This window comes from Streptomyces chisholmiae (assembly GCF_031845445.1).
GTDB classification, from domain to species: domain Bacteria; phylum Actinomycetota; class Actinomycetes; order Streptomycetales; family Streptomycetaceae; genus Streptomyces; species Streptomyces chisholmiae.
Genome location: NZ_JAVREO010000020.1, coordinates 85,259 through 98,628, shown reverse-complemented (window position 1 = coordinate 98,628; position 13,370 = coordinate 85,259). Strand labels below are relative to the sequence as shown.

At 73.9% G+C, this 13,370-nt stretch carries 10 protein-coding genes; 9 read left to right on the top strand and 1 reads right to left on the bottom strand.

The genetic code is table 11. The annotated features are described in order from the left end of the window. Positions 1 to 23: 23 nt before the first annotated feature. Positions 24 to 1,829 (bottom strand): glycoside hydrolase family 15 protein, encoded by a 1,806-nt coding sequence (locus tag RM844_RS26680; RefSeq protein ID WP_311669955.1) that lies wholly within the window; start codon positions 1,827 to 1,829, stop codon positions 24 to 26. A gap of 341 nt (positions 1,830 to 2,170) precedes the next feature. Here RM844_RS26680 and RM844_RS26675 point away from each other — a divergent pair, with 341 nt between their 5' ends. From RM844_RS26675 to RM844_RS26635, 9 genes are all read left to right on the top strand, one after another. Further along, positions 2,171 to 3,862, top strand: a complete 1,692-nt coding sequence (locus RM844_RS26675) for a CTP synthase (protein ID WP_311669954.1) — start codon at positions 2,171 to 2,173, stop codon at positions 3,860 to 3,862. Positions 3,863 to 3,867: 5 nt separating this feature from the next. Next, a complete protein-coding gene (locus RM844_RS26670) occupies positions 3,868 to 4,512 on the top strand; it encodes an NUDIX hydrolase (RefSeq protein WP_311669953.1) in 645 nt (214 codons plus the stop codon). A gap of 55 nt (positions 4,513 to 4,567) precedes the next feature. Beyond that, the gene (locus tag RM844_RS26665; protein ID WP_449657334.1) at positions 4,568 to 6,730 is read left to right on the top strand and encodes a tetratricopeptide repeat protein; all 2,163 of its coding nucleotides are present in this window, start codon (positions 4,568 to 4,570) and stop codon (positions 6,728 to 6,730) included. Between the two features lie 83 nt (positions 6,731 to 6,813). Further along, positions 6,814 to 7,926: an alanine dehydrogenase gene (ald, locus tag RM844_RS26660; RefSeq protein ID WP_311669951.1), complete on the top strand. Its 1,113-nt coding sequence runs from the start codon at positions 6,814 to 6,816 to the stop codon at positions 7,924 to 7,926. Positions 7,927 to 8,417: 491 nt separating this feature from the next. After that, complete coding sequence (locus tag RM844_RS26655; RefSeq protein ID WP_311669950.1) at positions 8,418 to 9,452, top strand: ParA family protein; 1,035 nt, start codon at positions 8,418 to 8,420, stop codon at positions 9,450 to 9,452. Then, positions 9,437 to 10,015, top strand: a complete 579-nt coding sequence (locus RM844_RS26650; RefSeq protein ID WP_311669949.1) for a single stranded DNA-binding domain-containing protein — start codon at positions 9,437 to 9,439, stop codon at positions 10,013 to 10,015. The genes RM844_RS26655 and RM844_RS26650 overlap by 16 nt, the downstream gene beginning before the upstream one ends. Before the next feature lie 160 nt (positions 10,016 to 10,175). Then, positions 10,176 to 11,453, top strand: coding sequence for a segregation and condensation protein A (locus RM844_RS33635; RefSeq protein WP_394814599.1), 1,278 nt, complete (start codon positions 10,176 to 10,178; stop codon positions 11,451 to 11,453). After that, the gene (gene scpB, locus RM844_RS26640; RefSeq protein ID WP_311669948.1) at positions 11,450 to 12,133 is read left to right on the top strand and encodes an SMC-Scp complex subunit ScpB; all 684 of its coding nucleotides are present in this window, start codon (positions 11,450 to 11,452) and stop codon (positions 12,131 to 12,133) included. Before RM844_RS33635 ends, scpB begins: the two co-directional genes overlap by 4 nt. Then, a complete protein-coding gene (locus RM844_RS26635) occupies positions 12,133 to 13,314 on the top strand; it encodes a pseudouridine synthase (RefSeq protein WP_311669947.1) in 1,182 nt (393 codons plus the stop codon). The genes scpB and RM844_RS26635 overlap by 1 nt, the downstream gene beginning before the upstream one ends. Positions 13,315 to 13,370 lie beyond the last annotated feature (56 nt).

Genomic DNA, 13,370 nt, shown 5'->3' with positions numbered 1-13,370 from the left:
CGGCCGGCCACCGCGCCCGCGCGTCAGCCGCCGTAGGCGCCGGAGGCGGTCAGCCGCAGCGCGGTGTCGATCAGCGGCACATGGCTGAAGGCCTGCGGGAAGTTCCCGACCTGCCGCATCCGGCGCGGGTCCCACTCCTCGGCCAGCAGGCCCAGGTCGTTGCGGAGCGCCAGCAGCTTCTCGAAGAGCTTCCTGGCCTCGTCCACCCGGCCGATCATCGCCAGGTCGTCGGCCATCCAGAACGAGCAGGCCAGGAACGCGCCCTCGTCGCCCTCGAGGCCGTCCACGCCGGCCTCTTCGCCGGCCGTCGGGTAGCGCAGTATGAAGCCGTCCAACGTGGACAGCTCCCGCTGGATCGCCTCGATGGTGCCGATCACCCGCTTGTCGTCCGGCGGCAGGAAGCCCATCTGCGGGATCAGCAGCAGCGAGGCGTCCAGCTCCTTGGAGCCGTAGGACTGGGTGAAGGTGTTGCGCTCCGCGTCGTAGCCGTGCTCGCAGACCGCGCGGTGGATCTCGTCCCGCAGCTCCCGCCAGCGCTCCAGCGGGCCGTCCACCTCGCCCGACTCGATCAGCTTGACGGTGCGGTCCACCGCGACCCAGGCCATCACCTTGGAGTGGACGAAGTGCCGGCGCGGGCCGCGCACCTCCCAGATCCCCTCGTCCGGCTCGTCCCAGTGCTCCTCCAGGTAGCTGATCAGCTTCAGCTGGAGCAGGTTGGCGTGGTCGTTGCGGGCCAGGCCCGTCATGTGCGCCAGGTGCAGCGCCTCGGTGACCTCGCCGTAGACGTCCAGCTGGAGCTGGCCGGCGGCGCCGTTGCCGACCCGGACCGGCTGGGAGTTCTCGTAGCCGGGCAGCCAGCTCAGCTCGGCCTCGGCCAGCTCACGCTCGCCGGCGATGCCGTACATGATCTGGAGGTTCTGCGGGTCGCCGGCGACCGCGCGCAGCAGCCACTCGCGCCACGCCCTGGCTTCCTCGTGGTAGCCGGTGCGCAGCAGCGAGGAAAGCGTTATGGCCGCGTCCCGCAGCCAGGTGAAGCGGTAGTCCCAGTTCCGCGAGCCGCCGATCTCCTCCGGCAGCGAGGTGGTCGGCGCGGCCACCACGGCGCCGGTCGGCGCGTAGGTCAGCGCCTTCAGCGTGATCAGCGAGCGGACCACCGCCTCCCGGTAGGGGCCGTGGTAGGTGCACTGGGCGACCCAGTCGTCCCAGAACGTCCGGGTGGCGGCCAGCGCCTCCTCGGGGTGCGCGACCGGCGGCGCCTCCTTGTGCGAGGGCTGCCAGGTGATGGTGAACGCGACCCGGTCGCCGGCGGCGACGGTGAAGTCCGCGTAGGTGGTGAGATCCTTGCCGTAGGTGTCGACCGAGGTGTCCAGCCAGACGGAGTCCGGCCCGGAGACCGCGACCGTCCGGTCGTCCACCTTGTGCACCCAGGGGACCACCCAGCCGTAGGAGAAACGCATCCGCAGCGCGGAGCGCATCGGCACCCGACCGCTGACCCCCTCCACGATGCGCACCAGCTGCGGCGGGTCCTCGCCGCGCGGCGGCATGAAGTCCGTCACCCGCACGGTGCCTCTTGGGGTGTCCCACTCCGATTCAAGGATCAGCGAGTCCCCCACGTACCGCCGGCGGTTGGCCGGCGGCGCCGGCATGTCCCGGCCGTGCGCCGGGCCGATCCGCCAGAAACCGTGCTCCTCGGTACCGAGGAGTCCGGCGAAGACAGCGTGGGAGTCGAAGCGGGGCAGACACAGCCAGTCGGCCGATCCGTCCCGGCAGATGAGCGCGGCGGTCTGCATGTCGCCGACCAGTGCGTAGTCCTCGATGCGCCCGGCCACTTGCCACTCCAGTCGAACAGCGCCGCCCCCCGTGGGACGTGCGGAATTTCCTCGCCCATTCCGGCGTCCAGGCAGGATACGACGTGCTTCGGCCTTCCGCTGGACACCTGGCGAACCCGTCCGGGGGCCCGGGTGCCCTTGTTCGCATTAGTCGGCAAATGTCGAATGGCTTCGCTGCGGACCCCTTGGGCGCTTTGTGTCGCACCTTCGCTGTTACCCTGGTAGCCCGTGGACCGGAGGCAAACGAAACCTTCGAACACTGACCGATGGCACCCCCGGCAGCAGCCCGAGCGGGTCCGTCGAGCATCCGACCTCGCGACCACGGGAGCCCCGCGTTGGCCATGCCGCCCAGTTCTTCGACGACCAAGACGACCAAGTTCATCTTCGTCACCGGCGGGGTCGCCTCGTCGCTCGGCAAGGGGCTCACCGCCTCCAGCCTCGGTGCCCTGCTCAAGGCCCGCGGCCTGCGCGTCACCATGCAGAAGCTGGACCCCTACCTGAACGTCGACCCCGGCACGATGAACCCGTTCCAGCACGGCGAGGTGTTCGTCACCAACGACGGCGCCGAGACCGACCTGGACATCGGGCACTACGAGCGCTTCCTCGACGTCGACCTGGACGGCAGCGCCAACGTCACCACCGGCCAGATCTACTCCACCGTGATCGCCAAGGAGCGGCGCGGCGAGTACCTCGGCGACACGGTGCAGGTGATCCCGCACATCACCAACGAGATCAAGCACCGCATCCAGCGGATGGCCACCGACGACGTGGACGTCGTCATCACCGAGGTCGGCGGCACCGTCGGCGACATCGAGTCGCTGCCCTTCCTGGAGGCGGTCCGCCAGGTGCGGCACGAGGTCGGCCGGGACAACGTCTTCGTCACGCACATCTCGCTGCTGCCCTACATCGGCCCGTCCGGCGAGCTGAAGACCAAGCCCACCCAGCACTCGGTGGCCGCGCTGCGCAACATCGGCATCCAGCCGGACGCCATCGTGCTGCGCGCCGACCGCGAGGTGCCCACCGCCATCAAGCGCAAGATCTCGCTGATGTGCGACGTGGAGGAGGCCGCCGTGGTGGCCGCGATCGACGCCAAGTCGATCTACGACATCCCGCCCGTGCTGCACGCCGGCGGCCTGGACGCCTACGTGGTGCGCCGCCTCGACCTGCCGTTCCGGGACGTGGACTGGACCCAGTGGAACGACCTGCTGCGCCGGGTGCACCGCCCCGAGCACGAGGTCACCGTGGCCCTGGTCGGCAAGTACATCGACCTGCCGGACGCCTACCTCTCGGTCACCGAGGCGATCAGGGCCGGCGGCTTCGCCAACAACGCGCGGGTCACCATCAAGTGGGTGACCTCCGAGGACTGCCTGGCGCCGGGCGGCGCCGAGCGGCAGCTCGGGGACTGCGACGCGATCTGCGTCCCAGGCGGCTTCGGCGAGCGCGGCGTCGAGGGCAAGATCGCCGCCATCCGGTTCGCCAGGGAGCGCCGGGTGCCGCTGCTCGGCCTCTGCCTGGGCCTCCAGTGCGTGGTCATCGAGGCGGCCAGGAACCTGCTCGGCCTCCCCGAGGCGAACTCCACCGAGTTCGACAAGGCCGTCGCCCACCCGGTGGTCTCCACCATGGAGGAGCAGCTGGACATCGTGGCCGGCGAGGGCGACCTGGGCGGCACCATGCGGCTCGGGCTCTACCCGGCCAAGCTGGCCGAGGGTTCCGTGGTCCGCGAGACCTACGACGGCGCCGCCCTGGTCGAGGAGCGGCACCGGCACCGCTACGAGGTGAACAACGCCTACCGCACGGAGCTGGAGCAGAAGGCCGGCCTGGTCTTCTCCGGCACCTCGCCCGACGACAAGCTGGTCGAGTTCGTGGAGTACCCGCGCGAGGTCCACCCCTACCTCGTCGCCACCCAGGCGCACCCCGAGCTGCGCTCCCGGCCGACCCGGCCGCACCCGCTCTTCGCCGGCCTGGTCGGCGCCGCGGTGCGCGCCCGGGTCGCGGCGGGCGGCGCGGGCGGCGCGGCGGGTGCGGAAGACTGAGGGGCATGACCGAACAGCCCACGACGCCGCTTGTCGACTCCCCGGTGGCCTGGCCCGTCACCGCCACCGCCACCCCGTTCACCGGCAAGAAGACCAGTGTCCGCTCCGACGAGGTGCGCCTCCCCGACGGCAGCCTGGTGCACCGCGACTACCAGGTCCACCCCGGCTCGGTCGCGGTGCTCGCGCTGGACGACCGGGAGCACGCCGTGGTGATCGAGCAGTACCGGCACCCGGTGCGGCACCGGCTCTGGGAGATCCCGGCCGGCCTGCTGGACGTCCCCGGTGAGAACCCGCTGCACGCCGCGCAGCGCGAGCTGTACGAGGAGGCGCACGTCAAGGCCGAGGACTGGCGGGTGCTGGCCGACATCTACACCTCGCCCGGCGGCAGCGACGAGGCGGTGCGGATCTTCCTGGCGCGGGAGCTGTCCGCGGCCGAGGGGGAGCGGTTCGAGGTCTCCGACGAGGAGGCCGACATGCGGCACGCCCGGGTGCCGGTGGCCGAGCTGGCCCGCGGGGTGCTCGCCGGCGAGCTGCACAACAGCTGCCTGGTCGCCGGCGTGCTCGCCTATCAGGCGGCGGTCGCGGGGGCCGGCCTGGCCGCGCTCCGGCCGGCCGAGTCGCCCTGGCCGGCCCGCCCGTTCCCGAGCTGACGTGTCCTGACCGAGCCGTCCCGGGGCCTTGGCATACGCTCACCCCGTGACGGATGTGACGGAACAGACGGTCACTGACGGCGGGGAGTTCCTCGGCCGTCGCCGGGAGCTGGTGAGCCTGCGGGCCGAGCTGCGGCGGGCCGGCCTCGACACCCTCGCCGGTCGTCCCGCGCCGCGCGGCCGGGTCCTGCTGGTCGCCGGCCGGCCGGGCACCGGCAGGTCGGCGCTGGCCGGCGCGTTCGCCGCCGAGCTGGTCGCGCGCGGCGCCTACCCGGCCGGCCTGCTCGCCGCCCGGCTCACCGAGCCGGGCGGCGAGCCGGTCGCCGTCGAGCGGGTCGCCCGCGAGCTGCTCGGCCAGCTCGGCGCCACGGCGCCGGCCGGCGGCGGCGACGCCGAGCTGGCCGACCTGCTGCGGGAGCGGCTCGACGAGCGGGCGGCCGTGCTGTTGCTGGACGACGTGGCCAGCGCCGAGCAGCTGGCCGAGCTGGTCCCCGACAACCGCGACTGCGTGGTGCTCGCCGTCGCCGGCGGGCCGTTGACCGGCGTGCCGGACGTCCGCCCCTGCGTGCTGGGCGGCCTGGACCGGCCCGACGCGGTCCGGCTGCTGGAGCGCGGCGCCGGGCCGGTGCGGGGCACCGTCGACCCGGGCGCCGCCGACCGGCTCGCCGAGCTGTGCGCCGACCTGCCGGCGGCGCTGGTGCTGACCGCCGGCTGGCTCACCCTGCACCCGGACCACACCCTGGCCGAGGCGGTCCGCCGGATCGCGGTGGCCGCGGACGAGCTGCCGCCGCCCGACGATGGCCGGCCGGCCGACCCGGCCGACCTGCCGCTGCGCCGGGCCTTCGGCCTGGTGCACGGCGCGCTGCCGGGGCCGGCCGCCCGGCTGTTGCGGCTGCTGGCGCTGGCCCCCGGCGGGCTGGTCGACGACCATGTCGCCGCCGCCCTGGCCGGCTCGCCCATCGGGCTGGCCCGCACCCTGCTCGCCGACTTCGCCGCGTTCGGGCTGCTGCGCCCGCTGCCCGGGCCCGGCTCCCAGTACCGGGTGCCGGACTGCCTGGGGCCGCTGCTGGCCGCGCTGCTGCGCGCCCACGAGCGACCGGCCGAGGTGCTGTTGGCCAGGGCCCGGATGCTGGAGCGCACCGTGCGACAGCTGCGGGCCTGCCACGCCAGCACCGAGCCGGCCGGCTCGCCGGCCGCCAGATGGCTGGCCGAGCTGCCGCGCGCGCTGCGCTTCGAGCAGCCGGCGGCCGCCGCCGACTGGCTGACCAGCCGGCTGCCCGGGCTGCTGGCCGCCGCCCGGCTGGTCGTCGCCGACGGCGAGCTGGACACCCTCGCCCGGCGGCTGGTGGCGGCGCTCACCCGGGCGCTGATCGCGCACCGCGGCGCCGACGCGGCGGCGCCCGAGCTGTACCGGCTGCACGAGCTGGTGCTCGGCGTGGCCGAGCGGCTCGGCCTGACCAGGGAGCGGGCCGCCGCCCTGCTGAACCTGGGCGACCTGGACGCGCGCACCGGGCGGCTGACCGAGGCGCTGGCCCGCTACCGGGCCGCCCTGGAGGTCAGCCGCGCCGAGGGCGACGCGGCCGACCCGCTGGCGGTGGGCCGGACGCTGGAGTCGATCGGCGGCACCTACGCCGAGCTGGCCGACTGGCAGCGGGCGGCCGACTGGTACGGGCGGGCCGTGGCGCTCGCCCAGTCCAGGGACGACCTGGCCGCCGAGGCCAGGCTGCAGGGCCGGATCGGCGCGGTGCTCTCCTACGACGGCCAGCTGGACGCGTCGCTGCGCGCCTGGCGGGCGGCGGCTGTCGGGCACCGCAGGCGTGGTGACGCGCACGCCTACGCCCGTTCGCTCACCGAGGCGGCCCGGGTGCTGGAGTACGCCGGGGAGTTCACCGAGGCGGAGCGGACCGGCCGGGAGGCGCTTCGGCTGGCGGCCGGCACCGGGGACCAGCGGTTGCAGGCCGCGCTGCGGCTGCGGCTGGCCGACGCGGCCGACCGGCTGGGCCGGGTCGAGACGGCCGCGGTGCACCGGGCGGTGGCCGAGCAGCTGCTGGCCGTCAGCGGCCCGGAGCCGGCGGCCGAGCAGCCGCCGGAGCCCACGCCGGAGGGCGGTCGGCGGCCCGCGCCGGAGCCCACGCCGGAGGGCGGCCCGGGCGCGGAACCCGGTGTGATCCCCGAGCGAAGCACTTGTGAAACACAGCCGAAGCGTCCGATCGATTAACTGAAAGCAAGGCTGGACAGCGCTACCCCCTTCATTAGAATGGCCAGGTAGTGCCCCTTCGCGACGCAAGGACCGTGATCGACATGAAGGTTGGTATCCCCCGCGAGGTCAAGAACAACGAGTTCCGCGTGGCCATCACCCCGGCCGGTGCGCACGAGCTCGTCAGCGGTGGTCATCAGGTCTATCTGGAGCGTGGGGCCGGCCTCGGCTCCGCCATCCCCGACGAGGAGTACGTCGCCGCCGGCGCCACCGTGCTGGCCGACGCCGACCAGGTCTGGGCCGAGGCCGAACTCCTGCTGAAGGTCAAGGAGCCGGTGGCCGAGGAGTACCACCGGCTGCGCAAGGACCTGACCCTCTTCACCTACCTGCACCTGGCCGCCTCCCGTGCCTGCACCGAGGCGCTGCTGGCCGCCGGCACCACCGCCATCGCCTACGAGACGGTCGAGGCCGGCCGGACGCTGCCGCTGCTGGCGCCGATGTCGGAGGTGGCCGGCCGGCTGGCCACCCAGGTCGGCGCCTACCACCTGATGCGCCCGGCCGGCGGCCGGGGCGTGCTGCCCGGCGGCGTGCCCGGCAGCCCGGCGGGCCGGGCGGTGGTGATCGGCGCCGGCGTCTCCGGCTGGAACGCCACCCAGATCGCGGTCGGCATGGGCTTCGAGGTCACCGTCCTGGACAAGGACACCACCAAACTGCGCGAGCTGGACCGGACGTTCGGCACCCGGGTGCGCACGGTCACCTCCACCGCCCTGGCGCTGGAGCGTGAGGTGCTCGCGGCCGACCTGGTGATCGGCGCGGTGCTGGTCCCGGGCGCCAGGGCACCCAAGCTGGTCAGCAACGACCTGGTGGCCCGGATGCGGTCGGGAAGTGTCCTTGTCGACATCGCGATCGACCAGGGCGGCTGCTTCGCCGACTCCCGGCCGACGACCCACGCCGAGCCGACCTTCCCGGTGCACGACACGCTCTTCTACTGCGTGGCCAACATGCCCGGCGCGGTGCCCAGTACGTCAACTCACGCGCTCACCAACGCGACTCTGCCGTACATCACGCAACTCGCCGCCGCGGGTTGGCGTTCCGCCCTCCGGGCCAGCCCCGGGCTGGCCGCCGGGCTCAACACGCACGAGGGCCAGATCTGCTACCGGCCGGTCGCGGAGGCTCACCAACTGCCCTTCACCGCACCGTCCGAGGCGCTTGCCTGACGTCGCCGGAGCGCCGGCGCGGCATCGGAGTCAACTCCCGGCGTCAACATCGGGAATGTCACACCGACGGGTGCGGTGACCGTGTCGATTCAGCCACTCGGGCGCTTCGTGGCAGCGCCCCCCGTGCCCCCAACTCGGCGCTCACGTCGTCATTTAGCCGGTTTCGCGGGGGCGCAATGCCCCGGCTCGCGAAGCATGAGCCCTTGACAAGCGATTGTTCGATGGCCGACACATCCGTGCCGGTCCGGTGGATTGTGTTGCTGTGGACGGCCGACACGCCATAGAGTCGCCAAACGTCGGCATGGTGCAACGCTGACTCTGTCTAGAAGTTCCCTGGTCCCCAAGGAGGTAAGCCGACTTGTGAATGAGTCGATAATTACTCCCGGTGGGACACAGCCAGATGTCCCGGAGCGGCGTCCGAACGCCTCGGATTCGACGGGCAACGGCTCCGTCGCTGTTCATACCTTCGCAACCCACCAGAGCCAACCGTCATGACAGCGCATCAGAGCACGGACGGCCGCCAGGCCGGTGCCGTAACAGCGAACCGAACGGCCGGCGAGTCCGACCGTTACCCCGACTACGAAGACCTCCCGGACGGGCAGTTCTACGACCCGGACGCGGAGTACGAGCCAGACCCCGAGTACGCGGCCACCATCGCGCCGGACGCGGCCAGGCAGCGCCGGGAGCGGATCGGCCCGACCGGCCGGCCGCTGCCGTACTTCCCCATCCCCGGACCGCTCACCGAGCGCGGCCCGGCGAAGGTCATCGCCATGTGCAACCAGAAGGGCGGCGTGGGCAAGACGACCTCCGCCATCAACCTGGGCGCGGCGCTGGCCGAGTACGGCCGCCGGGTGCTCCTGGTGGACTTCGACCCCCAGGGCGCCCTCTCGGTCGGCCTCGGGGTCAACCCGATGGAGCTGGACCTCACCGTCTACAACCTGCTGATGGAACGGGGCATGGCCCCGGACGAGGTGCTGCTCAAGACCGCGGTCGCCGGCATGGACCTGCTGCCGAGCAACATCGACCTGTCGGCCGCCGAGGTGCAGCTGGTGAGCGAGGTCGCCCGGGAGTCCACCCTCCAGCGCGCCCTCCAGCCGCTGCTCAGCGACTACGACTACATCATCATCGACTGCCAGCCCTCGCTCGGCCTGCTCACCGTGAACGCGCTCACCGCGGCCCACAAGGTGATCGTGCCGCTGGAGTGCGAGTTCTTCGCGCTGCGCGGGGTGGCCCTGCTGACCGAGACCATCGAGAAGGTGCAGGAGCGGCTCAACCCGCAGCTGCGGCTCGACGGCATCCTGGCCACCATGTACGACTCGCGCACGGTGCACAGCCGTGAGGTGCTCGCCCGGGTGGTCGAGGCGTTCGACGACAACGTGTACCACACGGTCATCGGCCGCACCGTCCGCTTCCCCGAGACCACCGTCGCCGGGGAGCCGATCACCACCTACGCGTCCAACTCGGTGGGAGCGGCGGCCTATCGACAGCTCGCCAGGGAGGTGCTCGCCCGGTGCCACGCCGAGTGAGCCTGCCGGCGGCCGACGAACTGTTCCGTAGTACCGGTGGGGCGGCGGTCCAGTCGTCCACCCCCGCGGCGGAGCCCCAACCGGCGCCGTCCGCCGAGCAGTCGGGCGAGCCGGGTGGGCCCGACGCGCCCGAGGAGGGCGCGGACGGCGGCGCGCGGGACGGGCGCGCGGCGCGGGCGCCGCGCGCCAAGCCGGAGCGCGAGCGCTCGGGGCGCGAGGCCCCGGTGCCCAGCCAGCCCCAGCGGGACGGCCAGGCCAGGACCGGCGGCGGGCCGCCGGCCAAGGGCCCCGGCGCCCGGGCCGGGGCGCCCGCCACCCCCAGAAAGGCCCGGGGCGCGGGGCGCCGGCCCAGCGGCCGGGAGCGGCACGACGAGAAGATCACCGTCTACGTCTCCGCCGAGGAGTTGATGGACCTGGAGCACGCCCGGCTGGTCCTGCGCGGCGAGCACGGGCTCGCGGTGGACCGGGGCCGCATCGTGCGCGAGGCGGTCGCCGTGGTCCTCGCCGACCTTGAGTCCCGGGGCGACGCCAGCATCCTGGTCCGCCGCCTGCGCGGTCGCTGAGCGGCCGGGCCGCCGGACCGCTGTCCGCGGGGGCGGTCGGTGGTGCGCGCCGCGCGCGGTGCCGGCCGGCCGTGGGTGACCGAGGCTGACCCCTGCCGACCGTGGTTGACCGCGCGGCGCGCGCTCTGGCCCGAGTCGGTGCGGAGTAACCTGCCCGGCGATGACCCCGCCCACCCCCCGCCGCCGCCCCCTGGGCCAAGGCCCCACCCCGCCGCCCGCCGAGGCGGCTCCCCAGCATGCCCACCCCGCACCGACGGAAGCCGACCCGGCAGCGGTGCCGGACGCCGCCCCGGCCGACCGGCCGGCGGGCGTTGGTACGCCGGATCCGGAACGGGGCCCGGAGCGGGAAGGAGGGCCGGCGACGTCCCCCGCGCGGCGGGCGGCCGAGCCGGCCGCCGGGCCGGCCGCCGATGCGGGCCCCGCGGAGCCGCACGCGGCGGCCGAGCTGGCCGCGCCTGTCCCGGCGCCGGCGGGGCGCCCCGAGCCGTCAGCGGGCGCCGTACCGGCGGAGCCGGCGCCGGGCGACGGCGTTCCGCCGGCGCGGCCGGCGCCGGCGGATGTCGGACCGCCCGCTCCGCCGGAGGCTCCCGCTCCGCCGGAGGCAGGGGCGGAGCCGGCGGAGGCCGACGACGGTCGTTTCCGGGTGGTGCTGGCGAACTTCGAGGGGCCGTTCGACCTGCTCCTCCAGCTGATCTCCCGGCACAAGCTGGACGTCACCGAGGTCGCGCTCTCCCGGGTCACCGACGACTTCCTCGCCCACCTGCGGGCCATGGGGCCGGACGGGGACCTCGACCAGACCACCGAGTTCCTCGTGGTGGCGGCCACCCTGCTGGACCTCAAGGCGGCGCGGCTGCTGCCCACCGCCGAGGTGGAGGACGAGGCCGACCTCGCGCTGCTGGAGGCCAGGGACCTGCTCTTCGCCCGGCTGTTGCAGTACCGCGCCTTCAAGCGGGTCGCGGAGATCTTCGCCGACCGGCTGGCCGCCGAGGCCGCCCGGCACCCGAGGACGGTCGGCCTGGAGCCGCACCACGCCGAACTGCTGCCGGACGTGGTGATCAGCATCGGCCCGGAGGGCTTCGCGCGGCTCGCCGTGAAGGCGATGCGGCCGAAGCCGAAGCCCGAGGTCTATGTCGACCACATCCACGCGCCACTGGTCAGCGTGCGGGAGCAGGCCGCGGTGGTGGTGGACCGGCTGCGCGCGGCCGGCGCCCTCACCTTCGCCGAGCTGACCGGGGACGCCCCGGACACGCTCACCGTGGTGGCCCGGTTCCTGGCGCTGCTCGAGCTGTACCGGGAGCGGGCCGTGGCGCTCGAACAGGACGAGGCGCTGGGCCCGTTGCTGGTGCGATGGAGCGGTGCGGCGCCGGGGCGCGCGCTGGTCAGTGACGAGTTCGACCAGGCGGCCGGCGCCGCCGGGGACGAGGAGGGAGCGGGATGACCACGCACGAGACGCCGGAGCGCACGGGGCCGCCACCTCCCGCGACGGGTCCCCGGCCGGCGGAGCCCGAGGCCCCCGAGCCGGTGGCGCTGAAGCCGGCCCTGGAGGCGGTGCTCATGGTGGTGGACGAGCCGGCGACCGAGGAGCACCTGGCGAAGGTGCTGGGCCACCCCCGGCGGGCGGTCGCCGACGCGCTGCGTGAGCTGGCCGACGAGTACACGGCGGACGGCCGCGGCTTCGAGCTGCGGCTGGTCGCCGGCGGCTGGCGGTTCTACACCCGCGCCGCCTACGCCTCGGTGGTGGACGGCTTCGTGCTGGACGGCCAGCACGCCCGGCTCACCCAGGCCGCGCTGGAGACCCTGGCGGTGGTCGCCTACCGCCAGCCGGTCAGCCGCTCGCGGGTCTCCGCGATCCGTGGCGTGAACTGTGACGGCGTGATGCGCACCCTGCTCCAGCGGGGTCTGTTGGCCGAGGCGGGCACCGAACCCGAAACAGGTGCGATCCTGTACGTGACGACGCACTACTTCCTGGAGCGGATGGGCCTGCGCGGCTTGGACGAGCTTCCCGAGCTGGCGCCCTTCCTTCCCGAGGCGGACCAGGTCGAGGGGGAGAGCCAGGAAGGGGTGCCGTCGTTCGACGTAGATGCAGACGACAGCGGCGACTCCCCAACGGATCATTGATGCGAAGCAGCGGCAGGAACAACAGCAGCCGGAACAACCGGACCGACCGGAACACCAACCGGAACAACCGGGGCGCGGGCAACAACCGCGACGAGCGGCAGCAGCGCGCCGGTCGGCCTCGCCCGGAGGAGCGCCGCTACAACCAGGGCGAGTCCGCGGGCCGCGGCGGCCAGGGCGGTGGCGGCCGCTCCGACGGTCGCGGCGGCCAGGGCGGCGGTCGGCCCGACGGTCGTGGTGGCCAGGGCGGCGGTCGGCCCGACGGTCGTGGTGGCCAGGGCGGTGGCGGCCGTTCCGACGGCCGTGGCGGCCAGGGCGGCGGCCGGGGCCGGGCCGGTGGCGCCCGGCGGCGGCCGGCGGCGCCCGCCAGGTCGCGCGAGTACGAGGCGCAGATCGAGGAGCGGAACCGGGAGCGGCACGCGGACAAGCCGGCCAGCCGGCTGCCGAAGACCTTCGCCGAGCCCGAGGGCGAGCGGCTCCAGAAGGTGCTGGCCCGGGCCGGGCTCGGCTCGCGGCGGGCCTGCGAAGAGCTGATCGACCAGGCCAGGGTCGAGGTGAACGGCCGGATCGTGACCTCGCAGGGCCGCCGGGTCGACCCGGACCAGGACGAGATCAAGGTGGACGGGCTGACCATCGCCAGCCAGTCGCACCTGTTCTTCGCGCTCAACAAGCCGGCCGGCGTGGTCTCCGCGATGGAGGACCCGGAGGGCCGCCAGTGCCTGGGCGACTACGTGCAGAACCGGGAGACCCGGCTCTTCCACGTGGGGCGGCTGGACACCGAGACCGAGGGGCTGATCCTGCTCACCAACCACGGTGAGCTGGCCCACCGGCTGACCCACCCGAGGTACGGGGTGACCAAGACCTACCTCGCGGCCATCCAGGGCCCGATCCCGCGGGACCTGGGCAAGCGCCTGAAGGAGGGCATCCAGCTGGAGGACGGGCACGTCCGGGCCGACCAGTTCCGGGTGGTGGAGAACATCGGCAAGAACTACCTGGTGGAGGTGGTCCTGCACGAGGGGCGCAAGCACATCGTGCGGCGGATGCTCGCCGAGGTCGGCTTCCCGGTGGAGCGCCTGGTCCGCACCGGCTTCGGGCCGATCGTGCTGGGCGACCAGAAGTCCGGTTGGCTGCGGCGGATGACCAACACCGAGGTGGGGCGTCTGATGCGGGAGGTCGGCCTCTGACCGGCCGTTGCCCCCTGGCCGGCCGCTGACCCCGGCCGTTGACCGGCTGCCGGGAC

What these genes read in the sequence shown, in the direction of transcription:
- RM844_RS26670 (WP_311669953.1), top strand. Translation starts at nt 3,868, where the DNA reads ATGACCGAACAGCCCACGACGCCGCTTGTCGACTCCCCGGTGGCCTGG.
- scpB (WP_311669948.1), top strand. Translation starts at nt 11,450, where the DNA reads ATGACCACGCACGAGACGCCGGAGCGCACGGGGCCGCCACCTCCCGCG.
- ald (WP_311669951.1), top strand. Translation starts at nt 6,814, where the DNA reads ATGAAGGTTGGTATCCCCCGCGAGGTCAAGAACAACGAGTTCCGCGTG.
- RM844_RS33635 (WP_394814599.1), top strand. Translation starts at nt 10,176, where the DNA reads ATGACCCCGCCCACCCCCCGCCGCCGCCCCCTGGGCCAAGGCCCCACC.
- RM844_RS26635 (WP_311669947.1), top strand. Translation starts at nt 12,133, where the DNA reads ATGCGAAGCAGCGGCAGGAACAACAGCAGCCGGAACAACCGGACCGAC.
- RM844_RS26655 (WP_311669950.1), top strand. Translation starts at nt 8,418, where the DNA reads ATGACAGCGCATCAGAGCACGGACGGCCGCCAGGCCGGTGCCGTAACA.
- RM844_RS26675 (WP_311669954.1), top strand. Translation starts at nt 2,171, where the DNA reads ATGCCGCCCAGTTCTTCGACGACCAAGACGACCAAGTTCATCTTCGTC.